Below are 23,741 nucleotides of genomic sequence, written 5' to 3'. Positions count from 1 at the left end.
CGGAAATCTTGACCATGTCTCAGTACGCTTCGTTCCGCGCGATGCACCGGCGGTATGTTCACCGCTGGCTGCTCGTCATCCCCTTCATCTGGCAGATCGGCCTGACGCCGCTGGTCAATACGGCGTCGGTGCGGGTCTTCTCTCTGCCCCTGCCGATGGCGTGGCAGATGGCGGGCATCCTGGTCGCCACCGCCGTGATCGGCTTCGTCTTCTGGCGCGACGAGCGCATCGAGAAGGAGCTGGGTCTGACCGATGATCGGGACGCGGAGGGTCTGTCGTGACCCTGGTTCTGACCTTCGGCATCGTGCTGGCGACCATGATCGGCGCCATGCTCTACGGACATCAGAAGTCCAAGGCCAAGACGGTGAGCGAATGGGCGGTCGGCGGCCGTAGCTTCGGCACCCTGATCTTCTGGTTTCTGAACGCGGGCGAGATCTACACGACCTTCGCCGTTCTAGGCATTTCGGGCTACGCCTGGGCCTATGGCGCGCCCGCCTATCTGGCCTTCACCTCCGTGTCTCTGGCGGCGACGCTGGGCTATTGGCTGATGCCGCGCATCTGGCAGGCGGGGCGTCAGGGCGGCTTCATCACTCAGGCGGACTTTTTCGCCGCCCGCTATAAGGCGACCTGGCTGGGGTGCCTGGTCGGTCTGGCGGGGATCGCCGCCATCGTCGTCTATGTGCAGATCCAGATCACGGCCCTGAGCCTGATCCTGCGCCTGACGCTGGGGACCGAGGTGTCGGTGACGGCGGCGGCGATCATCGCCGCAGGCATCATGCTTGCCTTCGTCTATGTGGCGGGGCTGCGCTCGGCCGCCTTTGCGGCCGGGGTCAAGGACGTGCTGATGATCGTTCTGGTCGTCGGCCTGAGCGCCACCGTCGCGGGCAAGGTCGGGGCCTCGTCCATTCTGGACGTGTTTGCGCGGGTTCAGGACCAGCATCCCGGCATCGGCGTCTTTCCGGGCATGGTCCCCGAAGCGGGCCTGACGGTGACCTGGATGATGACGGCGGCCCTGAACGTCGCCCTGGGCACCTGGATCTTCCCGCACATGTTCCAGCTCTGCTACGCGGCCGGCAGCCGTAAGGCCATCCGCCGCAACGCCGTGCTGCAGCCGATCTATTCCCTGTCTTTCTTCTTCATCATCCTGCTGGGCTTCGGCGCCTTGCTGGCGGGGGTTTCTCCGCCGGGCGGAGACGTCAACGCCGCCCTGCTGCAGTTCGTGTCCGACGCCTATCCGGCGTGGATGATCGGCCTGCTGGCCGGGACCGCCTGTCTGCTGGCGCTGGTGCCGGGTTCAGTGCTGCTGCTGACGGCTGGCTCAATCTTTAGCCGCAACGTGGTCATGCCGCTCAAGCCGGACCTGAGCGACAGGGCCAGTCTGCTGGTTTCGCGGCTGTCGATGGTGGGCTTTGCGGCGGTGGCCGTGTGGCTGACGATCGGCGCGACCTCGTCGCTAGTCGAGATCGGCCTGGCCGCCTATGCCGCCATCGGCATGTTGGCGCCCGGCGTCTTCCTGGCCTTCCTGTGGCCGCGCGCCAATGCGATCGGCGTGGCGGCGGGCATCGGCGCGGGCTATGCGGCCCTGCTGCTGCCATCCGCCCAGTCCCTGTGGGCGGCGCTGCTGCCCGGGTGGGACAAGGGGCTGGTGGCCATGGGCGTCAACGCCATTGTCGCGATCATCGTCGTGCTGCTGACGACGCGTGGCCGCCCTGAGGAAGGCGGGCGTTAAGCCCGCCTTCAGTTCGCGTCAGTCGCGCCCCGTCTCGGTCTCGTTCCAGCCCTTGATGCGGGTTTCGAACGCGGCCAGCAGGCGGGCGGGCGCGCCGTCCAGCTGACGGCCCAGTCGGTGGATCAGGCTGATGGTCGTGTCTTCGAGGTTGGCTTCGTTGAGCGGGCGGACCACCAGGGTTCCTTCTTCCAGTTCGCTCGTCACCGCGATGCGCGGCAGCACGGTAACCATCCGGCCCGCCCGCGCCGCCTCGCGCATCACATACAGGGAGGTTGTGGTCAGGGCGGGCTCCAGCCACACCTGCTCACGCCGCTCGGCCTCGCGCAGGATCTGGCGGATTCTCAGGCCGATGTCCGGCAGGCACAGGTCGAAAGCGCTCAGCTGGGGCAGGGACACGCTTTTCAGCCGCGCGGCCGGGTGATCGGGGGCGCACACCACCATCAAGGGCTGGGCCGCCACGGCGCGCACGCGGATCTTGGGCTCGGCGCAGTCGTTGAAGATCAGGCCGAAGTGGGCGTTGTCGTCGAGAACCGCCCGGACGATTTCCGTCGTCGATTGCACCGAGACGGACGCGGCGATCCCGGGGTGCTGGCCCTGGAATTCCTCAAGGACCTTGGAGAAGAAGCCGCCCAGAAAGCCCTCGCCGACAGCGATGCTGACCTTGCCCGCTTTCATCTGTCGATGCTCGTGAAGCCTGTTCATGAAGGCTTCTTCGTTGGCGACGCAGCCTTGATAGTATTCGTAGGCCAACTGGCCCGCCTCGGTCATGCGGATTGAGCGCCGTCCACGTTCGATCAGGGCCACGCCCATGTCGCGTTCCAGTTGTGCGATCTGACGACTGATGGAGGAGACGGCGACGCCGATCTTGTCGCTGGCCAGCCGCATCGAGCCCAGCCGCGCGGCCTCATGAAAGTAATAAAGCGCGTTTCCCTGCATGGAGTCCTCCTAGGAGGCGGAGGCTAGCGCGTGTTGCGTGAAACGCAATGATATTGATCATTTGTCCCGTATTGTGAGACCAAACGAAATGCTCGAGACAGGGCCATTCTGTCGCACAGTATTGATCTAGAGGTGTTTGTGACTGGCAAGAGAATGCGCGTCGGGTGGCGCGGCTACATCCCCGCGATCACGACGCCCTTCGACGTCGATGGACAGCTTGACCTGCCAGGCCTCGGGACGTTGCTGGAATGGCTGCAGGCTGAGGGCATGCACGGTCTGGTGGTGGCCGGAACCACGGGTGAGTGGACCAGTCTGGCCCCTCAGGAGCGCAAGGCCCTGATCACCGCCGTCGGCGAACAGATGAAGGGCAAGATCTCTCTCATCGCCGGTTGCACTGCCTTTACCGCGCAGGAGGTCGTCGATTTCGCCGAGACCGCCCACGCCTGCGGTTACGAAGGCGTGCTGGTGACGCCTCCGCCCTATATTCGCCCGTCAGCCGATGAGATCGTCAGCTTCTATCAGACGGTGTCGGACGGGTCGGCCCTGCCGATCTGCGTCTACAACTGGCCTCCGGGCACGGGCGTTGACATGGACTTCGACCTGTTGCGCCGTCTGGCCGACATCGAGAACGTCGTCGCCATCAAGCAGTCGACGGGCGACCTGCGCCGCTTCGTCCAGACCTATTTCGGGCTGTGCGAGCAGATCCGCGTTTTCGGCCACAGCATGGACGACGGCGGTCTGGCCTTGTTAAGGGGCGGGGGCGGCGACGGCACCATGGGGGCCGGCGGCGTATTGGGGCGGACCCAGCCGGATTTCTACAATCACGTCTGGGCCGGGGATTTCGAGGCGGCGCGCGCCTGCGGCCGTCAGGACCGAGTCATCATGGACGCTTGGTACACCTCTGAGCTTGTCGGCCGCTTCGGGTCGGGGCCCGCCATTCTGAAGGCGGCGCTGAACATCCAGGGCCTGCCGGGCGGCTATGTGCGCCGTCCGTTGCTGGACGTGCGCGAAGCCGATCTGGAGCGCATTCGCGAGACTCTGGCGTCGCTCGGGCGCGCCTGATCGATGGAGCGTCTGGACGTCGTGGTGATCGGCGGCGGCCTGGTCGGCGCCGCTACGGCGTTCAGGCTCGCCCAGGCCGGGGCCTCGGTGGCCGTCGCGGAGGCGGGCTATCCTAATGTCGGCGCGTCCGGCGCCAATGCGGGATCTCTGCATTTTCAGTTGGAGCGCCGCTTCCTGGAGAACGGCGAGGCGCTGGCCGATCAGGCCGCGCAGGTCCTGAGCCTCAACCGCCTCGCGATCGAGGAGTGGCAGGGGCTGGACGCCGAAATGGGTCCGGATCTTCATATCCACATGCGCGGGGGCCTGATGGTCGCCGAGACGGCGGACCAGGTCCGCACGCTGGAGCGCAAGGTCGCCCGCGAGGTCGAGGGCGGTCTGGACACCCGGCTGATCGACGGCCCCGAAGCGCGAAGCATTGCGCCGGGCCTCTCCGAAGCCGTGACGGCGGCGGCCTATCTCGCCTCGGAAGGCCATGCAGACCCGAAGGCCCTGACGCCGGCCTTCATGACGCGCGCCCAGACGGCGGGCGTCCAACTGCTGCAGGGCGCGCGCCTGACGGCTGTCGGTTCAGATGCGCAGGGCTATCGGCTGACCGTGCGCCGCGGCGAGGCGGACATCGAACTTGCGACCCGCAAGGTGCTGATCGCGGCGGGCGCCTGGACCGGTCGGATCGGCGAACTGTTCAACCTGCATCTTCCCATCTATCCGGTCGCGCTGCTGATGAATGTGACGGAGCGCGCGCCGCCCATGCTGGAGCAGTTGATCCAGCACGTCGGTCAAAGGCTGTCGATGAAGCAGGCGCACGCCGGAAACATGCTGATCGGCGGGGGGTGGCCGTCTCGTATGCGGCTGGACGCCACGGGTCGGTTCGACCTGGATCGGCCGGCGGAACTGCTGACGCCCTCGCTTGCGGGCAATCTGGGGGTCGCGTCGCGGATCTTTCCGCCGGTCGCCGAGCTCAATCTGATCCGCAGCTGGACCGGGATCACCGCCATCACTGCGGATCAGAGCCCGTTGGTCGGCGAAGTGCCTCAGGCGCGGGGCGTCTATGTGGCGGCGGGCGGTTCGGCCTTCACCCTGGGGCCGGTGTTCGCCCGTCTTCTCGCCAGACTGATCCTGGATGAGCGCGAGGATCGCCTGTCGATCTTCTCTCCGGCGCGCTTCGGCCACCTCAACAGCTTCATGGGAGGTCGGCTTGCGTAAGACCGAAGGCGTGTCGCGCGGGGAGCCCTTCGCCTTCAGCGTCGACGGCGACATGATCCGGGCCTATCCGGGAGAGACCATTGCGGCGGCCATGCTGGCGGCCGAGGCCACGGGGTTCAGGCGCGATCACTCGGGACGCGCGCGCGGCCTGTTCTGCAACATGGGCGTCTGCGGCGAATGTCTGGTCCATGTGCGGGACGGCGACGTTTCGCGACGCCTTCGCGCCTGCCTGGTTCCGGCTGAACCCGGAATGACGGTCGAGACGGGGATCGGCGAATGAGGTCGTCCCTCGGTAGCGCGAGCCCAGATTACGACCTGGCCGTAATCGGCGCAGGACCGGCGGGGCAGGCGGCGTGCCTGAGCCTCAACGGGGCCTTGCGGATCGCCGTCATCGACGAACAGGCGCGGCCGGGCGGCCAGATTCTGCGTCAGCCGCCGCGCGCGTTTTCGGTCACCGACTGGATGAGGGGCGGGGCCTATCGCGGACTGAAGGCGCGGCTGGCCGCCTTTGAGGCCTTATCGAACGTCGACTTCATGGGCGGGCGCTCGGTGCTGGGCCTGCGCGAGGCGGGCGGCGCGTGGACGCTGACCCTGTCCGGCGCCTCGGGCGTCGAAGAGGTTTCGGCGCGCCGGGTGCTGATCGCCGGCGGCTGCTACGATCTTGCCGCGCCCATCCCCGGCTGGACCCTGCCGGGCGTCATGAGCGCGGGCGGGACGCAGGCCTTCATCAAGAGCCAGCAACTGGTCCCCGGCAAGCGCCTGGCGTTCGCGGGCAGCCACCCGCTGCAACTGCTTGTGGCGGAGCAGGCTCTGGAGGCGGGCGGCGAGGTGGCCGTGGTCGCCTTCGTTCAGCCCTTCTCGACGCTTGCGCGGCGCGCCCTCGCCAGACCCTCGACGGCCCTGACGCATTGGCCCGTTCTGCTCTCGGCGCTTGGCAGCGCCTGGCGTCTTCTCAGGGCGGGCGTTCCCCTGCGTTTCGGCCGAGCGGCGCTGGGCGTGGAGGGGCAGGTCAGGGTCGCCGCCTTGCGTCTGAGCGAGACGGAGCGGTTCGACTGCGATGCGGTCGCCCTCTGTTTCGGCTTCATGCCCCAGGCGGACCTTCCGCGCGCGGCGGGCCTGCAGGTGACGCCTGCCAGGCCCGGGGGCTGGAAGACGAGCCACGACGAATGGATGCGGGCCTCGCGCCGGGGCGCCTATGTCGCGGGCGAGACCACAGGCGTGAAGGGCGCCGAAGCGGCGTCGGCCGAAGGCGCACTGGCCGGTCTGGCGGTCGCCCTGGACGAGGGCCTTATCGATCAGGATGAAGCGCGTCGTCGCGCCCGGCCCTGGCGCAAGGCGCGCGAGGCGGCGATGCGGTTTTCGGCCCTGCTTGAGGCCGTCGCCGACCCGGGGCCGTTCAGCGCCCGCCTGCCCGATGCGGACACGATCATCTGCCGCTGCGAGGATGTGGTTCTGGGCGATCTGCAGGCCGCGCTGGCGCGCTGCGACGAGGTCGGTTCCGTCAAGCTGGCGACCCGATGCGGCATGGGCGCGTGCCAGGGCCGAAACTGCGAGCATAGCCTTTTGAGCCTGGCCGGAGAGCCGCATTCCGAACGCTCAGCGTTCACGGCGCGCTTTCCTGCAAGGCCTGTCAGAGTCGGCGATCTCGCCGCTCGTTGATTGCGTTCAGCGCAACGATTTTTCCAAAAGCAGTCATTGTTTGCGGCGGCAGAACGCCACAAAACTGTCTTCATCAAAAGTCGGAACACGTTGCAATGGAGGGGAGCGTGGCCGGAAATACTCGCGATGAGGGGAGGCCCTTGTTCACGGTGGACCATGTGTCCAGGACCGTGCCTGACCTCGATCAGGCGCTGGCGTTCTACTGCGGCGTTCTGGGGGCGGACGAGCTTTACCGCATGGGTCCGATGGACGCGGCTGAGATGCCGACGGGTCCCGATGGGCGCGACTGGATGGAGGCCCACGTGGGCGTCCGGGGCGCGCGTCTGACCCTGGCGATGATCGCCTTTACGGGCGGCGCCCGCGTCCAGCTGGTGCAATACGACAGCCCGGATGGGCGACGGATGGAGCCGCCGCTCAACTGCGACATCGGCGGGCATCACATCGCATTCCGGGTCGATGACGTTCCCGCCGCCGCCGCTTGGCTGGCGGAGCGGGGCTGCAAGCCGCTGGACCCCATCGAGATCGACGCCGGGCCGCTGGCGGGCAAGACCAACCTCTACATCCAGGATCCTTTCGGGCTGCAGCTCGAACTCGTCGACTAGCCGGGAGGGCGACATGGCGACCACGAAAATCAATCCATCAGAGCTCTACGACAGCACGCCTTTCGGCTTCTCTCATGCGGCCGTTCAGGACGGGGGCAGGGTGTTGCATCTCGCCGGCCAGGTCGCCTGGGACGCCGATTGCAATGTCGTGGGCGTCGGCGACTTCGCCGCCCAGGTCGACAAGGCGCTCGCCAACATCGCGGCGGTGCTCGCACATTCCGGTCTGGGTCCGTCGGATGTCGTGCGGCTGCGGACCTACATCGTCGATAACGACATGGAGCGCCTCGGCGCCGTAGTCGGCGCCCTGAAGCGCTTTTACGGCGACGAGACGCCGGCGCCCAACACGGTGGTCGGGGTGCAGTCCCTGGCCCTGCCGGACTTCCTCGTCGAGATCGAGGCCATCGCCCAGTTCCGCGATTAAGGCCGCGTCCGCGCGCGCCTGATCGCTCATTCCTTCACGCTAAATTCCCTTGGAGTTCCTTCGTTGACTTCTCCCAACACGCGTCAGTGTTTGCTGACATCCACTGTTATCGGCGGTGTCGCCGCCCTGACGGCCTTCGCCGCCCAGCCTGCCGCCGCCATGGTTCAGGACGAACCCACCTCGGTCAGCGAGATCGTCGTCACGGGTTCGCGGATTGTCCGAAAGGACTATAATTCGACCAGCCCCATCGTGACTGTCGGCCAGGAAGACCTGCAGGCGACCGGATCGGTGACGGTCGAAAGCCTGATGAACGATATGCCGCAGTTCATGCCCGGCAACAGCCACGGCTCGGTCAACCCGGGCAATGGCGGTCAGGCGAACCTGAACCTGCGCGGTCTGGGCAGCAACCGGACCCTCGTTCTGATGAACGGTCGCCGTATCGTGCCGTCGAACGCGGACGGCACGGTCGACGTCAACCTGATCCCGGCGGCCCTGATCAAGAACGTCGAAGTCATCTCGGGCGGCGCCTCGGCCACCTATGGCTCGGACGCCCTGGCCGGCGTGGCCAACTTCACCCTGAACGACAGCTTCTCCGGCGTTCAGATCGACGCCCAGTACGGTCAGACGGAACGCGGCGACGGCACGACCGAGAGCTTCACCATCACGATGGGCGGCAACCTGGACGACGGTCGCGGCAATGCGGTGCTGTCGATCGGCCGTTCGACCCGTTCGGCGATCATGAGCAATGCGCGCGGCTTCTCGCGTGTTTCGGGCCGCAACAGCGTCTCGCCGCTGGGCGTCACGACCTTCGACTCGACCAACCTGCCGAGCCAGGCCTTCATCAACAGCTATCTGAACTGCGCCAGCTGCGTCACCCCGACCGGCGAGTTCGGCTACAACACCGACGGTTCGCTGTTCAGCCACGTCGGCGCCTACAACTTCAAGAGCCCCGGCGGCGCCGAGTGGGACGCCTATCACCAGCCGGGCGTGGCCTGGGCCTACAACACCGGCGCGACTGGCATGCTCAGCATTCCGCTGGAGCGCTGGAACGCCTTCTCGGCGGTCCGCTATGATCTGACGGACTCGGTCGAGCTGTACGGTAACGTCCTGTACACCCAGTACAGCTCGGACGTGATCCTGGCGCCGACGCCGATGCCGGGGCCGTCGCCGACGTACGGTTTCCGCGTGCCGACGACCAACCCGTTCATCTCGCCCGACCTGCGCGCCTTCCTGGACGCGCGTCCGAATCCGACGGCCTCCTTCGGTCTGAACAAGCGCTTCAACGCCATCGGCGGCCGCCTGGCCGAGGACAGCACCACGGTCTATCAGGTGACGACCGGCGTGCGCGGCGCTCTGCCGTTCGGCGACTGGCGCTATGACGTCAGCGCCCAGTACGGCCGCGTCGACAACCAGACGCAGCAGTCGGGCAACGTCTCGCGTTCCGCCGTTCAGCGTCTGCTGGATGATCCGGCCGGCGGCGCCAATCTGTGCGAAGGCGGCTTCAACCCCTTTGGCCTGACGCAACTGTCGCAGAGCTGCATCAACTACATCAACCGCAACAGCAAGAACGCGACCCTCAGCGAGCAGAGCGTCGTCGAGGCGACCATGCAGGGCGGTCTGTTCCAGCTGCCGGCCGGCGAAGTCCGCGTCGCCCTGGGCGCTCAGTATCGCGAAGACACCTTCGCCTTCCGTCCGGACGCCGGCCTGTCGCAGAGCAATCCGATCGTCGACCACCTGGGCGCGGATGGCCTGCCTGACGGCGGCAAGATCGGCGGCGTGGAAGTCGCCGGCTTCAACCCGGTTCAGCCCCTGACCGGCTCGACCAACTCGACCGAAGTCTTCATCGAAGCCCTGATCCCGGTCCTGGCCGATCAGCCGTTCGTCCAGTCGCTGGACCTGAACCTGGGCTACCGCTACGCCGATTACAGCACCGTCGGCGGGGTTTCAGCCTATAAGGCGGACATCGACTGGGCCGTTGTCGATGGTCTGCGTGTTCGCGGCGGCGTCCAGCGCGCCGTGCGTGCGCCCTCCATCGGCGAACTGTTCGGCAACCGCGACATCAGCTCGCCGCAGATCGGCAGCCCGGTGAACGCCGCAGGCCAGGCCGTTTATGGCGGCGACCCGTGCGACATCCGCGGCGCCTACCGCAAGGGACCCGATGGGGCCAAGGTCCGCGACCTCTGCATCGCACAGGGCCTGTCGGCGGCCGCTGTCGACAGCTATGTCTTCAACAGCACGCAAATTCAGGGCTTCGTCGGCGGCAACCGCAACCTGAAGGAAGAGACGGCGGACACCTGGACGCTGGGCTTCGTCTATCGTCCGCAGCTGGAAAACCCGCTGTTCTCGCGCCTGTCGACCTCGCTCGACTACTACAGCATCGAGATCACCGACGTGGTCGGCACCATCACGGCGGCGAACCAGCTTCAGGGCTGCTTCAACGCCACGGGCGTGACGAACACCAGCTATGACGCCAACAACGGCTACTGCCAGCTGTTCCGCCGCGACGCCATGACGGGCAATGTGGTGGACAGCCTGGGCCTGCAGCAGAACCTGGCCACGCTGAAGACCTCCGGCGTCGACCTTCAGGTCGACTGGGGCTTCGACCTGATGGACGCCGGCATGCCCGACTGGGGCGCCCTGAACCTGAACTTCGTGGTCGGCTGGATGGATAGCTGGCAGCGCCAGGATGCTGCGGGCGGTCCGTTCAACGAGCGCGCAGGCACCATCGACTCCACCAACGGCTTCACCTTCCCGGAATGGAAGTTCTTGACCTCGGTCAACTATTCAAAGGGGCCGTATGGCGTGGGCGCTCGCTGGCGTCGGGTCGGCGAGGTGGATATCTACCGCACCGATAACAAGCTGGATGCGATCAACTACTTCGATCTGCTGGGCACCTGGGAAGTGAGCGACCGCGTCGTCCTGCGCGCGGGCGTCAACAACCTGACCGACCAGGACCCGCGCACCTGGTCGCCGGGCATCCAGGCCAACACCGATCCCTCGACCTATGACATCCTGGGACGGCGCTACTTCGTGGGTCTGACGGCTAAGTTCTGACCCCGATCAGGCGCGGCGGCGACGGTTCGGCCATCCTCCTGAGGCCGTCGTCGTCGCGCTTCGAATTCTGAGCGGGACGTATGGAGTTGAGGGAACCGAGTATGAGAAGACGTGAACTGCTTCTGGGCGTGGCCGGTGCGGCGGCGCTCAGCATCGCCGCCGCATCGCCCGCTGCGGCGGCATGGCGCCAGACGGATGCGCGCGAGCGGTTCGCGGCCCTGGTCAAGGAGAGCCAAAAGGCGGACGACGCCCTGAATCCGCTGCGCCTGGCGCGACGGGGGCAGCGCCCGACCGGCGACGTCTTCATCGACCCTCAGGGCCAGGCCTACGCCCGGCAGTTCGGCGCCCAGAAACGGGCGGAGCTGAACGCCCTGTCGGCCATCGACCGTGCGTCCCTGCCTGAGGGCGATCAGATCGCCTATGACGTCTTCCGCTATCAGGCGGAAAAGGCGGTCGAAGAGATCGACAGCGGCCTGCATGCGATCCGCAACAAGGCGCCGCTGAACGCCTCGTTCGGTCTGCACGTCGAATTCCCCGACTACATGACCAGCGCCCAGTTCAAGTCGGTTCAGGACTATGAGCTGGGTCTGGCCCAGCTCGAAGGCTTCACCGCCTTCATGAACGACACGGTGAAGCGTCTGGAGCAGGGGATGGCCGAGGGCTATCACCAGCCGAAGATCGTGGTGACCAACGTCCTGGCGCAGGTCGAGGCCTTCCTCGCCCTGCCGGTCGAAGACAATCCCCTCTATGCCCCGGCGACGCGCTTCCCCGACGCGATCGGGGCGGCCGACCGCACGCGGCTGGAGGCGGCCTATCGCAAGGCGGTCCAGGACGGCGCCTATCCGGCCTATGACCAATGGCGCGTCTTCCTGCGCGAGCGGTATCTGCCGACCGCGACCGACGGCGCGGGCCTGTGGGCGATGAAGGACGGCGCGCGCGTCTATGCGGCGGATCTGGTGCGCCACACCACGACCACCATGAGCGCGGAAGAAATTCACCGTCTCGGCGTGTCGGAAGTGGCGCGTATCCGCGCCGAGATGGAGGAGTCGCGCAAGGCGGCGGGCTTCACCGGCGATCTGCCCGCCTTCTTCGAACACATCCGCACCGAGCCGAGCTTCTACTACACCGAGCCGAAGGACTTGATCGACCACTTCGAGCGGATCGAGGCCAAGGTCTGGCAACGGATGCCCCAACTGTTCTCGCGCCGCCCGCGCGCTGAGTTCGAGGTCCGTCCGCTGCCCGCGCTGGGGGACCAACGCGGCACGGGCTACTATCGGTCAGGCCCGCCGGACGCTTCGGAGCCTGGCGTGCTGTATTTCAACATGGCGATGCTGAACACGCGGCCGATCCCGACGCTGGAGACCCTGGCGCTGCACGAAGGCGTGCCGGGGCACCACTATCAGTCGTCGCTGGTGCAGGAAGACGAAAGCCTGCCGGATCTGCTGCGTTTCCGCCTGGCGCCCGCGACCGCCTATACCGAAGGCTGGGGCCTCTATGCGGAGTCTCTGGGCAAGGACCTGGGCCTGTTCACCGACCCTTATCAGTGGTTCGGCCATCTCGACATGGAGATGCTGCGCGCCGTGCGTCTGGTGGTCGACACCGGCCTTCACGCCCTGCGTTGGGACCGCCAGCAGGCCATCGACTACATGCTGGCCAACACCTCGATGGCGCAGCGCGACGTGGTGGTCGAAATCGACCGCTACATCACCAACGCCGGTCAGGCCTGCGCCTATAAGGTGGGCGAGCTGAAGCTTCAGGAACTGCGCGGCCGGGCGACCCAAAAGCTGGGCGACCGGTTCGACATCCGCCATTTCCACGATCAGGTGCTGGACACCGGCGCCCTGCCGCTGGACGTGCTGGAAGCCAAGATCGACCGCTGGCTGGCCGCCGCCGCCTAAGCGGGCGGGACTGAAGGGGAGCAGGGCATGAACAGACGGCAGATGCTGACGGCGGCGGCGGGGACGGCCGCCCTGGCGGCGGCGCCCGCGGCCGCGGCTTTCGACAGCGCCGACGGTCGCCTGGCGGCGCTGTTGGAACGGCACGCCCGCGCCCTTCAGGCGTTCGACGGAGGCAGCGAGACGGATCCGCTGGGCGACCGCTCCGTCGCCGGACGCGCCCGTTTCAGGGCTGAGAACACGCAAAGGATCGCCGAGCTTCAGCGCGTCGATCGCGCGGCCCTGTCGCCCGCCGCCCGCATCGACCGGGATACGGCGGCCTTCGTCTACGGCGTTCTGGACGATCATCTGGCGCGGCCGGGGACGGTGGACCTTGATCTGCGCCCCAGCCCCTATGTCGTCAGCCAGATGAACGGCGCCTACTACTGGTCGCCGCCGCGTATCGGCGCGCGGGCGATCAAGGGTAGAGAGGTCTATCTGGACGGCGTCGCCGCCCTGGCGCGCGGCATCGAACAGGAGAGCGAACGCATCGTCCACGACGCCGCGCAGGGCGTCATTCCGCCCGACTTCATTCTGGCGATGACAGCGGCGCAGGTCGGGGCTCTGCGCGACAGCGCGCCGCAGGCCAACCCCGTCCTGGCTCCGGCGTACCGCGCCGACGAAGCCCTGGGCGAGGAAGGGGCCGCCCTGTTCCGCCGGATCGTCGCCCCCGCGCTGGATCGTCAGGCGCTGGCGCTGGACGCCCTTGTCGGGCGCGCGTCGGACAAGGCGGGGGTCTGGGCGCAACCGGACGGCGAGGCGCTCTACGCCTCGTCGCTGTACGCCAACATCACCATTCGGCGAGAGCCGGGCGAGTTGCATCGTCAGGGTCTGGAGTGGGTGGCGGCCCTGTCGGCCGAGATCGACGCCGATCTGAAGCGGCTGGGGATGAGCCAGGGCTCGGTCGGCGAACGCATCGCCGCCCTGAACGTCGACCCGCGTTTCCTGCAGCCGAACACCGACGCCGGGCGGGCCGAGGTGCATCGTCAGGCCGAAGCCTATCTGGCGGCGTCGCGGGCGCGGGCGTCGCGGGCCTTTACTCATCTGGTCGATACGCCGGTCGAGGTTCGCCGCATGTCGACGGCAACCGAAGACAGCTCTCCGGTCGCCTTCTACAACGGGCCGTCGGGCGGGGCGCCGGGCGGGGTGCTGCTGAACCTGAAGACGCCCAGCGATCTGCCGTCCTGGCGCCTGCCGACGCTGATCCACCATGAGGGCGTGCCGGGCCACCACTCTCAGGCGGCGGTGCTGGACGAAGTCGGCGGCCTGTCGGCCTTCCGGCGCGCGGCGCGCTTCTCGGCGTGGACCGAAGGCTGGGCCCTCTACGCCGAAGCCATGTCGGACGAGATCGGCGCCTATGAGGCCGACCCCTACGGCCGCATCGGCTATCTGCAGGCGCAGCTCTGGCGCGCGGGGCGCGTTGTGGTCGACACCGGTCTGCACCACGAGCGCTGGGACCGCGAACAGGCCGTCGCCTATATGGTCGACACCGTCGGCGAACTGCGCGGACCGACCGAGCGCGAAGTGAACCGCTACTGCGTCTATCCTGGGCAGGCCTGCTGCTTCATGGTCGGCAAGCAACAGATCGTCGCCTCTCGCGAGGCGGCGAAACAGGCCATGGGCGGTCGTTTCCGCCTGGGCGACTATAACGATCTTGTACTGCGTTCCGGCCCCTTGCCGATGGAAGTCCTGGACGCTCTTGTTCAGCAATGGAGCGCCGCCTGATGCGTCGTCGTGATCTCCTGGTCGGCGCTGCGGCGCTCGGCATGGCTTCTCCTCTGGCGGCCTGCGCTACGGGCGCCGCTTCGACCGTTTCGCCCGGCGCGGCGATGGGCGCGACGATGGGCGGGGGGGCCGACGACGCCCGTCTGGCCGCCATGCTGGAACGCCACGCCCAGGCCCTGCGCGCCGAGGAGGGAGGCGGCGACCGTCTGGCCGATTATTCTCTGGCGGCCCGCGCTCGCCACGGACAGGCGACGGCCCAGCGACTGGCGGAACTGGGCGCGGTGAACCGCGCGGCGCTCTCGGCCGCTGCAGCTCTGGACTACGACACGGCCCGCTTCGTCTATGAGGCGATGGCCGATCAGTATGGACGTTACGGCTTCTCGGACATCAATCTGCGGCCCAGCCCCTATGTCGTCAGCCAGATGAACGGCGCCTACTACTGGCTGCCGGACGGCATCGGCGGCCGCTCGCCGATGAAGGACGCGGCCGACGCCGATCGTTATCTCGACAAGCTGAATCAGTTCGCTGTCGCCCTGGATCAGGAGACCGAGCAGATCGGCCATGACGCCGGGCTCGGCGTCGTTCCACCCGACTTCATTCTGGCCAAGACCCTGGCGCAGATCGCGGCTCTTCGGGATTCTTCGCCGACGGGCAACGCATTGACGGCGCCCGCGCTGGAGCGTGCGCACGAAGCTGGAATCGCCGGTCTGGACACGCGCGCGGCGGCGATCTTCGTCGAGCGGATCCGGCCCGCGCTACAGCGCCAGAGCGAAGCCCTGACCGCCTTGCAGCCCCGCGCCGACGCCCGCGCCGGCGTCTGGGCCAAGCCGGACGGCGAGGCCTATTACGCCTCTGCGCTTCATTCCAACACCACCGCCAGCTACGCGCCGGGCGAACTGCATCAGCTGGGCCTGTCATGGGTCGCCGAACTCTCGGCCGAAATCGACCGGCTGCTCAGAGCCGAGGGTCTGACGCAAGGGGAAGTCGGCGCTCGCATGGCGGCTCTGGATCGCGACCCGCGCTTCCTCAAGCCGGATACGGAAGCCGGGCGTCAGGAAATCATCGACTACGCCAACCAGCGGCTGAACCGCGTCAAGGGCCTGTTGTCGCGCGGTTTCACCGTGACCCCGGATCGGCCCGTCGAGGTGCGCCGCGTCTCGCCCGCCATCCAGAACGGCGCGCCCGGCGGGTTCTACAGCGCCAGCAGCGATCCCGCCCAGCCGTCGATCATCTACATCAACCTGCGCTCGGTCGAGGAAAACGCCCTGTGGCGCATTCCGACCCTGCTGCACCACGAAGGCGTGCCGGGGCACCATTTCCAGGACAGCGTCCTGCGCGAGGCGGGCGAGCTGTCGCTGTTCCGGCGGACGGTCCGTTTCTCGGCCTGGACGGAAGGCTGGGCGCTTTACGCCGAGCAGTTGGCCGACGAAATCGGCGCCTATGAGGGCGATCCGGTCGGCCGGATCGGCTATCTGCAAGGGCAGCTTTTCCGGGCCTGCCGCGTGGTCGTCGACACCGGCATCCACCATGCGCGCTGGACGCGAGAGCAGGCGATCGACTGGATGGTGACCCACGCAGGCGAGCATCGCGACGCCGCCGAGCGCGAGATCGACCGCTACTGCGTCTATCCGGGCCAGGCCTGCAGCTTCATGGTCGGCAAACAGCAGATCGCCGCCTCGCGTGAGGAGGCAAGGCGCCGCCTTGGGGCGCGCTTCGACCTGCGCCGGTACAATGATTTCGTCCTGGCCTCCGGGCCTCTGCCCATGGATGTTCTGGCCGCAGCGGTGCGCTTGACCTAGGCCGTCCTGGTTCGGATCAGGCGTGTTGGTCTTTGCACATCGATGCTGTTCTCGTTGCCGGCAGCTTGACCGGGGGGGGGCGCTGGCGACGGAGCGTGCGCGCTCGGTAGAGGCTGGCGCACTCGCCGCGTGACGTGAATTCTCACCATTACCGAGCGGTAGCGCGGGGCGCGCCGGGCCCTTCCTAATGACGCCGTCACGTTCGCTATGCAGGCACGCTCATGGACCTGTCAGGCAACGGTTTCGCCGTGGGCGGGTTAGTTTTTCATGCGCGGCGAACTGAAGACCTATCAGGCCAAGCGGCGGTTCGAGCAGACGCCCGAACCCAAGGGCGCTCAACGCGCAGGCGAAAAGGACGCGCGGCGTTTCGTGATCCAGCGCCATGCCGCCACGAGGCTGCACTACGACTTCCGCATCGAGGCGGATGGGGTGCTGAAGTCCTGGGCGGTGACCAAGGCCCCGTCGCGCGATCCGGCGATCAAACGCCTGGCGGTCGAGGTCGAGGACCATCCGCTAGATTACGGCGACTTCGAGGGGACGATTCCGGCGGGCAATTACGGGGCCGGGACGGTGCAACTGTGGGACGTCGGCAGTTGGGAGCCGCAGGAGGCGGACCTGGAGGCGGCCTGGGCGCGCGGCCAGATCAAGATGATCTTGCACGGCGAGCGGCTGAAGGGGAAATGGGCGTTGATCCGGTTGAAGAGCGATCGGGGCAAGCCGTCCAAGCGCAACAACTGGCTGCTGCTGAAGGAGAAGGACGAACACGCCGTCGCCGGCGAAGGCGACGCCCTGGCGCAGATCGACGCCTCGGTGACGACCGGACGCTCGCTGGTCCAGATCGCCGAGGGCGACGCGCAATGGACGTCGTCCAAACCGACCCGCCGCAAGGCGCCGCCCAAGCCTGCGCCGTCCAAGGCGACGTCCAAGGCGAAGCGGCCGCACGCCTTTGTCCCGATCCAGCTTTGCAAGGCTGTCGATCATCCGCCCTCGGCGACGGGTTGGGCGCATGAGATCAAGTTCGACGGCTATCGGTTGCAGATCGGTATCGGCGGCGGCCAGGCGGTGCTGAGAACCCGAAAGGGTCTGGACTGGAGCGACCGGTTTCCCGAGTTAGCGACGGATGCGGCGGGCTGGCCCGATGCGGTGATCGACGGCGAACTATGCGCGCTCGACGATGATCACATGCCCGACTTCAGCGCGCTTCAGGCGGCGATATCCGAGGGAGAGACGGACCGGCTCGTCTACTTCGCCTTCGACCTGTTGTTCGAGGGGGCGGAGGATCTGCGCAAGCTGCCCCTGGCGCACCGCAAGGCGCGGCTGCAGGCCTATATCGACCGGCTGGGCGCGAAGGGCGCCGCGCGTCTTCGCTATGTCGAGCATTTCGCCTCGACGGGGCAGGCGGTGCTGGAAAGCGCCTGCCGGATGCATCTGGAAGGCGTGATCTCCAAGAAGCTGGATGCGCCCTATCACGCGGGCCGGTCGTCAAGCTGGGTGAAGTCCAAATGCCGGGGCCGCGATGAGGTCGTCATCGGCGGCTGGTCGTCCGAAGGCGGCAGCCGATTCCGCTCGCTGCTGGTCGGGGTGCGCGAGAAGGGCGGCATGAAATACCTCGGCCGGGTCGGCACGGGTTTCGGCGAGACGGCGACGCGGTTGCTCATGCCCGCACTGAAGGCCGAGGCGGCGGACAAGAGCCCCTTCGTCGGTCCCGGCGCGCCCAAGGGGGGAAAGGACATCCACTGGGTAAAGCCAAGGCTGGTGGCCGAGATCGAACACGGCGGCTACACTGAATCCGGCGCCTTACGGCACGCGGCGTTCAAGGGGCTGCGCGACGACAAGACGGCCGAGGACGTCACGGACGCGCCGCAAGCGCCGGCCGCGCCGCAGGCCCCGAGAAAGAATGGCAAGGTCTCGGTAGCGGGCGTCGCCATCTCCAGCCCCGACAAGGTGCTGTGGCCGGGCTCGGACGGTCGACCGCCCATCACCAAGGCCGACCTGGCGCGCTATTACGAGGCGGCGGCCGAGCGGCTTCTGGCTCATGTGGCGGACCGGCCCGTCTCGATCATCCGCGCCCCGGACGGCATAGAGGGCGAGACCTTCTTCCAGCGTCACGCCATGGCCGGGTCCAACCCCCGGCTGAAGCTGATCGACGTCAAGGCGCGCACGCCCTACGTCGCTGTGGTCGACGTCGGCGGTCTGGCGGCCGTGGCCCAGTCCGGCGGACTGGAGCTGCACCCCTGGGGCTGCAAACCCGGCGATCCGGAAACGCCCGATCAGATCACTTTCGATCTGGACCCCGACGAGGGACTGGACTTCGACGACGTGATCGCCGCCGCTCTGGTGGTCAGAGCCAAGCTGGAGGCGCTGGGGCTCAACCCCTTCGTCAAGACGACGGGCGGCAAGGGGCTGCACCTGGTCGTGCCGATCCGCGCCGACGGCCGCTCGCGCGTCACCTGGGATCAGAACAAGGCCTTCGCCAAGGCCGTGTCCGAGGCGATCAAGGCCGAGGCGCCCGACCGTTTCACCACCACCCTGGCCAAGAAGGCGCGGGGCGGAAAGATCTTCATCGACTATCTGCGCAACGGCCGGATGGCGACCGCCGTGGCGCCCTGGTCGCCGCGCGCCCGGCCAGGCGCGGGGATCGCTTTTCCGCTGTCGTGGGAACAGGTGACGCCGGGGCTGAACCCGGCCGACTACAATCTGTGGGTCTGGCCCGAACTGCTGCAACGACCCGACGCCTGGTCGGGCTTCCGCGACAGCGCCGTCAGCCTGAGACCCGCCCTGCGCAAGATGGGCGTGGACTGACCGTCAGGCGGTCTTCTTGCGCGGCGCCGACTTGGAGGTCGATTTGGAGGCGGGCTTCTTGGCCGCCGGCTTGCGAGCGCCGCCAGCCGAGCCTTTCAGGCTGTTCTTCAGCGCCGCCATCAGGTCGATGACGTTGGTGTCGTCCGGCTCGGCCACGTCGACCAGACCCTTGCCCCCCTTGGTCTTGGCCTTGATCATCTCGCGCAGGGCGTCGTCGTAGCGATCCTTGAAGGCGGTCGGGTCGAAGTCGGCTTCCTTCTGGGCGATGATGCGGGCGGCGATCTCGACCATGTCCGCGTCGGCCTTCACCTTGGGAATGTCGTCGAAATAGTCGTCGGCGTCACGCACCTCGTCGTGGGCGCGCAGGGTGTAGGCCACCAGGCCCTTGCCGCGCACCTCCAGCGCCAGCTGGCGCTCCTTGCCGCGCAGCACCAACTGGCCCAGCGCCACCTTGCCCTGCTTCTGCATGGCGTCGCGGATCACGGCGAAGGCTTCGACGCCCGCGCCCTTTTCCGGAACGACGAAGAAGGGGTCGTCCCAGTAGAGGCGGTCGATGTCGGACTCGTCGACGAACTTGTCGATGGAAATGGTCTTGGTGCTGTCCAGCCGCACCTTGTCAAAGTCAGCGTCGTCGAACAGGACGTATTCGTCCTTGGATACCTCATAGCCGCGCACCAGATGGCTGCGTTCCACCGGCCCCGCGTCGGGATCGGTCGGCACCATGCGGATGCGGTTGTGGGTGTCGGGGTTGATCAGGTGGAAGCGCACGTCGGAGGCGCTGCTAGTCGCGGTGTAGAGCGCCACCGGGCAGGTGACGAGCGACAGCTTCAGATGTCCTTGCCAGGTCGGGCGAGCAGCCATGTGATCCTCCATCGGCAAAAGGAATGCGCGGCGAGACGTTCCGTTCGCTTCCAGTCAAGCATCAACGCTGCGTCGCGGTAGGGGCGAGCAGCGCGAACCGCTTCCATGCGACCCTCCGCCAGCCCGCAGTCGCCTCGAGTGAGGCGAGGGCGCGATCCGCGCGGGAGCCGAAACCGGACGGCGGCGTTGCATGGTCATGACGACGATCCAGGACGCCGCCAGGGCCGAAGACAGCGCCTACCTCCGCGATCTGGGCCGAGCCTTCGGCGGCGCCCTGCTGTTCAGTCTGCCCCTGCTTATGACGATGGAGATGTGGGCGCTCGGTTTCTCGGCGGAACCGGAGCGGCGTCTCGTCTTTCTGCTGGCGGCCCTGCCGGTGCTGTTCGGGCTGGCGCACTATGCCGGGTTTTCGGCGCGCCGCGGTCTGGTCAACACTGCGCTGGACACCCTGGTGGCGCTGGCGGTGGGCTTCGTCACCGCCGCTGCGCTTCTGCTGATCTTCAATGTGCTGGATTTCAGTTCACCGGCGTCCGCCGTGGGGCAGATGTCCCTGCAGGCGGCGCCCGCCGCCTTGGGCGCTCTGGCGGCGCGACGCCAGCTGTCCGGCGACCCGGACGAGGGCGATGAGGATGAGGCCTCCTATCCGGGCGAACTGTTCCTGATGCTGGTCGGCGCCCTCTACTTCGCCCTGAACCTGGCCCCGACCGAGGAGATGCGTCTGATCGCCTATATGGCGTCGCCGCTGGGCGCCCTGGGCGTGCTCGTTCTCTCGGTGGTCCTGCTGCACTTGATCGTCTTCGAGGCGGGTTTCGCCGGACAGGAACAGGCGGAGACGCCGATCCGGGCGTTCTTCCACTTCACCCTGCCTGGCTACGCCCTGTGCCTGCTGGCCAGCCTCGCCATGCTGTGGGTGTTCGGAGGAGCGGACGGCCATGGCCTTCAGGCCCTTATGGCCAATGTCATCATCCTCGCTTTTCCGGCGGCGATCGGCGCTGCGGCAGCGCGGCTTCTGGTGTAGTCGTGACCGACAAGAAGAAGCAGAAGACAGGAACAAGGGGCGTGTCGCGGCTGCAGCGCGCCTGCGCCTTGGCTGGATTTCTGATCACGCTCGCCGCAGCGGCCGTATTGGCGCGAGCGGCCTTCACCGTTCCGGCGCCGGCGACGCTGACGATCAGAAGCGAGGCGGTGCGACCTTCGTCCGGCGGGTGGGTGGTCGACGTCGTTGTCGCCAATCACGGCGACCTGGCCGCAGCCGCCGTGGACATCGAGGGCCGGGTCGGCGACGAACGGTCCGGCGCCTCGCTCGACTATGTTCCGGGGCAGGGAGAGAAGAAGGCGAGCCTGGTCTTCTCGCAGAGGGACAAGCCCGATCCGGCCCTGCGCGTGCTGGGCTGGTCAGAGCCCTGACGCGCCGGCCGGCGTTGCTTGCCGAGGCCGGTCGCCGCCTTCGTCAGTGCGTCGCGCCGCAACGACATGACCCGGCGGTCAGCTTGGGCACATCGAGAATCGAAGCTTTGCCGCGGCTGAACCGCACGCCGCCCATCGCCTGCAGGCTGCGCGCCGCCGCATTGATGCTGGTGCGCTGGACGCCAAGCATGGCCGCCAGCTGGGCCTGATTCAGGCGAAGCGGTGCGCCGTTTCCGCCGAGATGCAGGCGAAGCAGCCATTTCGCCAAGCGTTCCGAGACCCGGTGGGAGGCGTTGCAGGCGGCTTCCTGTTCCAGAAAGGTCAGGCGCTGGACAGCCTGGAGGGCCACGAAACGCGCTAGCCAGTCATAACCCAGCGCCTCGCGGGCGGCGGCGGCGGGGACGCGGAACACCCGCACGTCCAGCACCGGTCGCACCTGGGCTGCGCTGCCGCTGAAGCCGAGGGCGTGCTCCCAGCCGTAGACGGCGCCGGATACGACCTGCGCGACGCAAACCTCGCTGTCGGCCGGGAAGGCGCCCAGCACGCCTGAGAGCACAAACCAGAGATGGTCTCTGTCCAGGGGCTGAGGCGCATCGCGCCGGAGCTCGATTTCCGTGCCTTCCTCGAGCAGGCGCCGCCGCGTGTCCGGCGGCAAGGCGCGATACACCGGATGATCGCCGATATGCGCGCGTGCACGCCCGTTCAGCGGGATGGATGGGGACAGCGTGGCGGCCGAATCTGCAGGCATGGGCCCTCCTTGGAGGGAGAGCCCTGCCATGAGTGGCGAAGGGACCGCGCTTACATGGGTTAGTCGCCGAAGCTCCGCGTGTCAGCGAGAGCATCGGCCAGTTTCAGCGCTGCTCCAGGCCTGCCAGGTCCGCTTGAGGCGCGATAATAGGAATCCGCGCACAACGTCCGCAGCTGGCGCCAGGTGGCCTTGCCTTCCAGCTGGAACAACTCAGCTTGGGTATAGCGGTCGGTGATCATAGCCTTGCGGATCTCGCTCGGGATGCGGAAGCGACCGCTGCGCGCCAGCTCAAAAGCCCGCTCGATGACTGGTGTCCTATTCACAATGAAAACTCCCCTGTGGCGCGAACTCAATGCGGCCGGCCGCAGGCGGTTCGATCTGTCGCCTTTGCGGCTTTGTGGAACCGGAGGCGAGCTAGCTTGGCGGCAACATTCGCCGCGCCGCAGCGTTGAGCACCGGCCAAGCGTAAGCGGAGCCATACCATGCCTGATCATAGCCGCCTGTTGGAGAAGAAGCTGGAGCGTCGCGACGACCTCGCCGAGGACGAGCGGGAGGCCTTGCGAAGCGTATTGACCCATGTCGTGGCGAAGCCGGCGGGTTGCGACATCGTCTCCCAGGACGCCCTGGTCGAGCATTCCAGCTTGGTCATCAGCGGGTTCTGCGCGAGGTATCGCGACCTGAGCGATGGGCGGCGTCAGTATACGCAGATCAACATTCCCGGAGATTTCATCGACCTGCATGGCTTCGTGCTGAAGCGGGTCGATCACGGTGTTCGCGCGCTGACTGATTGTCTTATCGCAGAGGCCCCTCACAATCGTTTGCGAACCCTGACCGAGCAGCATCCGCATCTGGCGCGACTGTTGTGGCTGGAGACGGTGGTGGACGCCGCCATGCACCGCGAATGGCTGCTGGCGCTGGGCCGTCAGGAGGCGTTGGAACGGGCCGCCCTGCTGGTCTGTGAAATCTACGCCCGCCTTCAGACCGTCGGCCTCGCCCGCGACGGGGCGTTCCATTTTCCGATCATTCAAGCGGAGATCGCAAATCTGCTGGGCATGTCGGCGGTGCATGTGAACCGCACGCTGAAGGTCATGCGTGAGGCGGGGTGGCTGGAATGGACCGGCCCCGAGGTTCGCATCCTCGCCTGGGACCGACTGGCCGAGGCGGCCGAGTTCAATCCTTCCTACCTGCGATTGGAAAAGCTGCCGGTCTGAAGCCGGGTTCGCCCCGCCGACGACGCGGCGGGGCGGTCGGCCGTCAGGCGGCTTGCATGGCCTCCGCGTTGACCGCGGCGTCGGCGATGGCGGTCAGGTCCTCGTCCGTCTGGCTTTCCTCCTGGAGAGTCTCGTCCAGCAGTTTGACGGCGTCCTTCAACCCCAGCACCTGCGCCCACCGCTTCAGCGTGCCGTAGCGGGTGATCTCATAATGCTCCACCGCCTGCGCGGCGGCCAATAGGCCGGCGTCGAGCGCTGCCGTGCCCTTGTAGTCATCGGCGATTTCGTCGCCCTCGGCCAAGATGCCCTCGATGGCGTCGCAGGTCTTGCCGCGGGCGGGCTTGCCGATGATCTCGAACACTTGCTGCAGGCGTTCGATCTGCCCTTCCGTCTGCTCGCGATGTTTCTCGAACGCCGCCTTGAGCTCAGGAGATTGAGCCGCGCGGGCCATCTTGGGCAGAGACTTCAGGATCTTCCGCTCGGCGTAATAGATGTCGCGCAGAGTGTCGTGAAACAGGGTCTGCAGTGTTTTCTCGGCCATGAGTGTCTCCTAAAAATGAGTGGGGATCTTCGAAGCGGCGGATACGT

21 protein-coding genes are annotated in these 23,741 nt (G+C 67.2%); 16 read left to right on the top strand and 5 right to left on the bottom strand.

Annotation, left to right across the window (positions count from 1 at the left end; translation table 11 throughout):
- The first annotated feature begins 14 nt into the window (after positions 1-14).
- Entirely contained in the window at positions 15-281 is a 267-nt protein-coding gene (locus tag PIB44_RS11210; protein ID WP_201105631.1) for a DUF3311 domain-containing protein, read from the top strand.
- Positions 278-1,729, top strand: coding sequence for a sodium:solute symporter family protein (locus PIB44_RS11205; protein ID WP_278069432.1), 1,452 nt, complete (start codon positions 278-280; stop codon positions 1,727-1,729). The genes PIB44_RS11210 and PIB44_RS11205 overlap by 4 nt, the downstream gene beginning before the upstream one ends.
- 18 nt (positions 1,730-1,747) lie before the next feature.
- Here PIB44_RS11205 and PIB44_RS11200 read toward each other — a convergent pair whose 3' ends face one another.
- Entirely contained in the window at positions 1,748-2,665 is a 918-nt protein-coding gene (locus tag PIB44_RS11200; RefSeq protein WP_025977699.1) for a LysR family transcriptional regulator, read from the bottom strand.
- A gap of 138 nt (positions 2,666-2,803) precedes the next feature.
- Here PIB44_RS11200 and PIB44_RS11195 point away from each other — a divergent pair, with 138 nt between their 5' ends.
- The 11 genes from PIB44_RS11195 to ligD all read left to right on the top strand — a co-directional run bounded on the left by PIB44_RS11195 (position 2,804) and on the right by ligD (position 18,926).
- Entirely contained in the window at positions 2,804-3,727 is a 924-nt protein-coding gene (locus PIB44_RS11195) for a dihydrodipicolinate synthase family protein (protein ID WP_278069431.1), read from the top strand.
- Between the two features lie 3 nt (positions 3,728-3,730).
- Positions 3,731-4,930: an NAD(P)/FAD-dependent oxidoreductase gene (locus PIB44_RS11190; protein ID WP_278069430.1), complete on the top strand. Its 1,200-nt coding sequence runs from the start codon at positions 3,731-3,733 to the stop codon at positions 4,928-4,930.
- A complete protein-coding gene (locus PIB44_RS11185) occupies positions 4,923-5,210 on the top strand; it encodes a (2Fe-2S)-binding protein (protein ID WP_278069429.1) in 288 nt (95 codons plus the stop codon). The genes PIB44_RS11190 and PIB44_RS11185 overlap by 8 nt, the downstream gene beginning before the upstream one ends.
- Positions 5,207-6,589, top strand: a complete 1,383-nt coding sequence (locus tag PIB44_RS11180) for an FAD/NAD(P)-dependent oxidoreductase (protein WP_278069428.1) — start codon at positions 5,207-5,209, stop codon at positions 6,587-6,589. The genes PIB44_RS11185 and PIB44_RS11180 overlap by 4 nt, the downstream gene beginning before the upstream one ends.
- A gap of 149 nt (positions 6,590-6,738) precedes the next feature.
- Positions 6,739-7,191 carry a VOC family protein gene (locus PIB44_RS11175; RefSeq protein ID WP_235599238.1) on the top strand — a complete coding sequence of 151 codons (453 nt, stop codon included), beginning with the start codon at positions 6,739-6,741 and terminating at the stop codon, positions 7,189-7,191.
- Between the two features lie 13 nt (positions 7,192-7,204).
- Positions 7,205-7,612, top strand: coding sequence for a RidA family protein (locus tag PIB44_RS11170; protein ID WP_025977693.1), 408 nt, complete (start codon positions 7,205-7,207; stop codon positions 7,610-7,612).
- Between the two features lie 90 nt (positions 7,613-7,702).
- Entirely contained in the window at positions 7,703-10,666 is a 2,964-nt protein-coding gene (locus tag PIB44_RS11165; RefSeq protein ID WP_278069427.1) for a TonB-dependent receptor domain-containing protein, read from the top strand.
- 101 nt (positions 10,667-10,767) lie between these two features.
- Positions 10,768-12,564 carry a DUF885 domain-containing protein gene (locus PIB44_RS11160; RefSeq protein ID WP_278069426.1) on the top strand — a complete coding sequence of 599 codons (1,797 nt, stop codon included), beginning with the start codon at positions 10,768-10,770 and terminating at the stop codon, positions 12,562-12,564.
- A gap of 27 nt (positions 12,565-12,591) precedes the next feature.
- A complete protein-coding gene (locus PIB44_RS11155; RefSeq protein WP_278069425.1) occupies positions 12,592-14,325 on the top strand; it encodes a DUF885 domain-containing protein in 1,734 nt (577 codons plus the stop codon).
- A complete protein-coding gene (locus PIB44_RS11150) occupies positions 14,325-16,124 on the top strand; it encodes a DUF885 domain-containing protein (RefSeq protein ID WP_278069424.1) in 1,800 nt (599 codons plus the stop codon). The genes PIB44_RS11155 and PIB44_RS11150 overlap by 1 nt, the downstream gene beginning before the upstream one ends.
- A gap of 267 nt (positions 16,125-16,391) precedes the next feature.
- Positions 16,392-18,926, top strand: a complete 2,535-nt coding sequence (gene ligD, locus PIB44_RS11145) for a DNA ligase D (RefSeq protein ID WP_278069423.1) — start codon at positions 16,392-16,394, stop codon at positions 18,924-18,926.
- A 3-nt stretch (positions 18,927-18,929) separates the two neighbouring features.
- Here the strand turns inward: ligD and ku are convergent, their stop codons facing one another.
- Positions 18,930-19,787 (bottom strand): non-homologous end joining protein Ku, encoded by an 858-nt coding sequence (gene ku / locus PIB44_RS11140; protein ID WP_278069422.1) that lies wholly within the window; start codon positions 19,785-19,787, stop codon positions 18,930-18,932.
- A gap of 196 nt (positions 19,788-19,983) precedes the next feature.
- Between ku and PIB44_RS11135 the strand changes: the two genes are divergently transcribed.
- Complete coding sequence (locus PIB44_RS11135; protein WP_278069421.1) at positions 19,984-20,805, top strand: TIGR02587 family membrane protein; 822 nt, start codon at positions 19,984-19,986, stop codon at positions 20,803-20,805.
- Between the two features lie 2 nt (positions 20,806-20,807).
- The gene (locus PIB44_RS11130; RefSeq protein WP_278069420.1) at positions 20,808-21,194 is read left to right on the top strand and encodes a hypothetical protein; all 387 of its coding nucleotides are present in this window, start codon (positions 20,808-20,810) and stop codon (positions 21,192-21,194) included.
- Positions 21,195-21,237: 43 nt separating this feature from the next.
- Here the strand turns inward: PIB44_RS11130 and PIB44_RS11125 are convergent, their stop codons facing one another.
- A complete protein-coding gene (locus PIB44_RS11125) occupies positions 21,238-21,942 on the bottom strand; it encodes a Crp/Fnr family transcriptional regulator (protein ID WP_278069419.1) in 705 nt (234 codons plus the stop codon).
- Positions 21,943-22,001: 59 nt separating this feature from the next.
- Positions 22,002-22,265 (bottom strand): hypothetical protein, encoded by a 264-nt coding sequence (locus PIB44_RS11120; protein WP_278069418.1) that lies wholly within the window; start codon positions 22,263-22,265, stop codon positions 22,002-22,004.
- A gap of 159 nt (positions 22,266-22,424) precedes the next feature.
- Between PIB44_RS11120 and PIB44_RS11115 the strand changes: the two genes are divergently transcribed.
- Positions 22,425-23,153 carry a Crp/Fnr family transcriptional regulator gene (locus PIB44_RS11115; protein WP_134581390.1) on the top strand — a complete coding sequence of 243 codons (729 nt, stop codon included), beginning with the start codon at positions 22,425-22,427 and terminating at the stop codon, positions 23,151-23,153.
- A gap of 43 nt (positions 23,154-23,196) precedes the next feature.
- Here the strand turns inward: PIB44_RS11115 and PIB44_RS11110 are convergent, their stop codons facing one another.
- Positions 23,197-23,694: a YciE/YciF ferroxidase family protein gene (locus PIB44_RS11110; protein ID WP_134581389.1), complete on the bottom strand. Its 498-nt coding sequence runs from the start codon at positions 23,692-23,694 to the stop codon at positions 23,197-23,199.
- Positions 23,695-23,741 lie beyond the last annotated feature (47 nt).

The organism is Brevundimonas sanguinis, assembly GCF_029636725.1.
Classification (GTDB): domain Bacteria; phylum Pseudomonadota; class Alphaproteobacteria; order Caulobacterales; family Caulobacteraceae; genus Brevundimonas; species Brevundimonas sanguinis.
This window is presented reverse-complemented; position numbering and strand designations above follow the sequence as displayed.

What these genes read in the sequence shown, in the direction of transcription:
- PIB44_RS11200 (WP_025977699.1), bottom strand. Translation starts at nt 2,665, where the DNA reads ATGCAGGGAAACGCGCTTTATTACTTTCATGAGGCCGCGCGGCTGGGC.
- PIB44_RS11160 (WP_278069426.1), top strand. Translation starts at nt 10,768, where the DNA reads ATGAGAAGACGTGAACTGCTTCTGGGCGTGGCCGGTGCGGCGGCGCTC.
- PIB44_RS11210 (WP_201105631.1), top strand. Translation starts at nt 15, where the DNA reads ATGTCTCAGTACGCTTCGTTCCGCGCGATGCACCGGCGGTATGTTCAC.
- PIB44_RS11155 (WP_278069425.1), top strand. Translation starts at nt 12,592, where the DNA reads ATGAACAGACGGCAGATGCTGACGGCGGCGGCGGGGACGGCCGCCCTG.
- ku (WP_278069422.1), bottom strand. Translation starts at nt 19,787, where the DNA reads ATGGCTGCTCGCCCGACCTGGCAAGGACATCTGAAGCTGTCGCTCGTC.
- ligD (WP_278069423.1), top strand. Translation starts at nt 16,392, where the DNA reads ATGCGCGGCGAACTGAAGACCTATCAGGCCAAGCGGCGGTTCGAGCAG.
- PIB44_RS11125 (WP_278069419.1), bottom strand. Translation starts at nt 21,942, where the DNA reads ATGCCTGCAGATTCGGCCGCCACGCTGTCCCCATCCATCCCGCTGAAC.
- PIB44_RS11170 (WP_025977693.1), top strand. Translation starts at nt 7,205, where the DNA reads ATGGCGACCACGAAAATCAATCCATCAGAGCTCTACGACAGCACGCCT.
- PIB44_RS11135 (WP_278069421.1), top strand. Translation starts at nt 19,984, where the DNA reads ATGACGACGATCCAGGACGCCGCCAGGGCCGAAGACAGCGCCTACCTC.
- PIB44_RS11110 (WP_134581389.1), bottom strand. Translation starts at nt 23,694, where the DNA reads ATGGCCGAGAAAACACTGCAGACCCTGTTTCACGACACTCTGCGCGAC.
- PIB44_RS11190 (WP_278069430.1), top strand. Translation starts at nt 3,731, where the DNA reads ATGGAGCGTCTGGACGTCGTGGTGATCGGCGGCGGCCTGGTCGGCGCC.
- PIB44_RS11115 (WP_134581390.1), top strand. Translation starts at nt 22,425, where the DNA reads ATGCCTGATCATAGCCGCCTGTTGGAGAAGAAGCTGGAGCGTCGCGAC.
- PIB44_RS11180 (WP_278069428.1), top strand. Translation starts at nt 5,207, where the DNA reads ATGAGGTCGTCCCTCGGTAGCGCGAGCCCAGATTACGACCTGGCCGTA.
- PIB44_RS11150 (WP_278069424.1), top strand. Translation starts at nt 14,325, where the DNA reads ATGCGTCGTCGTGATCTCCTGGTCGGCGCTGCGGCGCTCGGCATGGCT.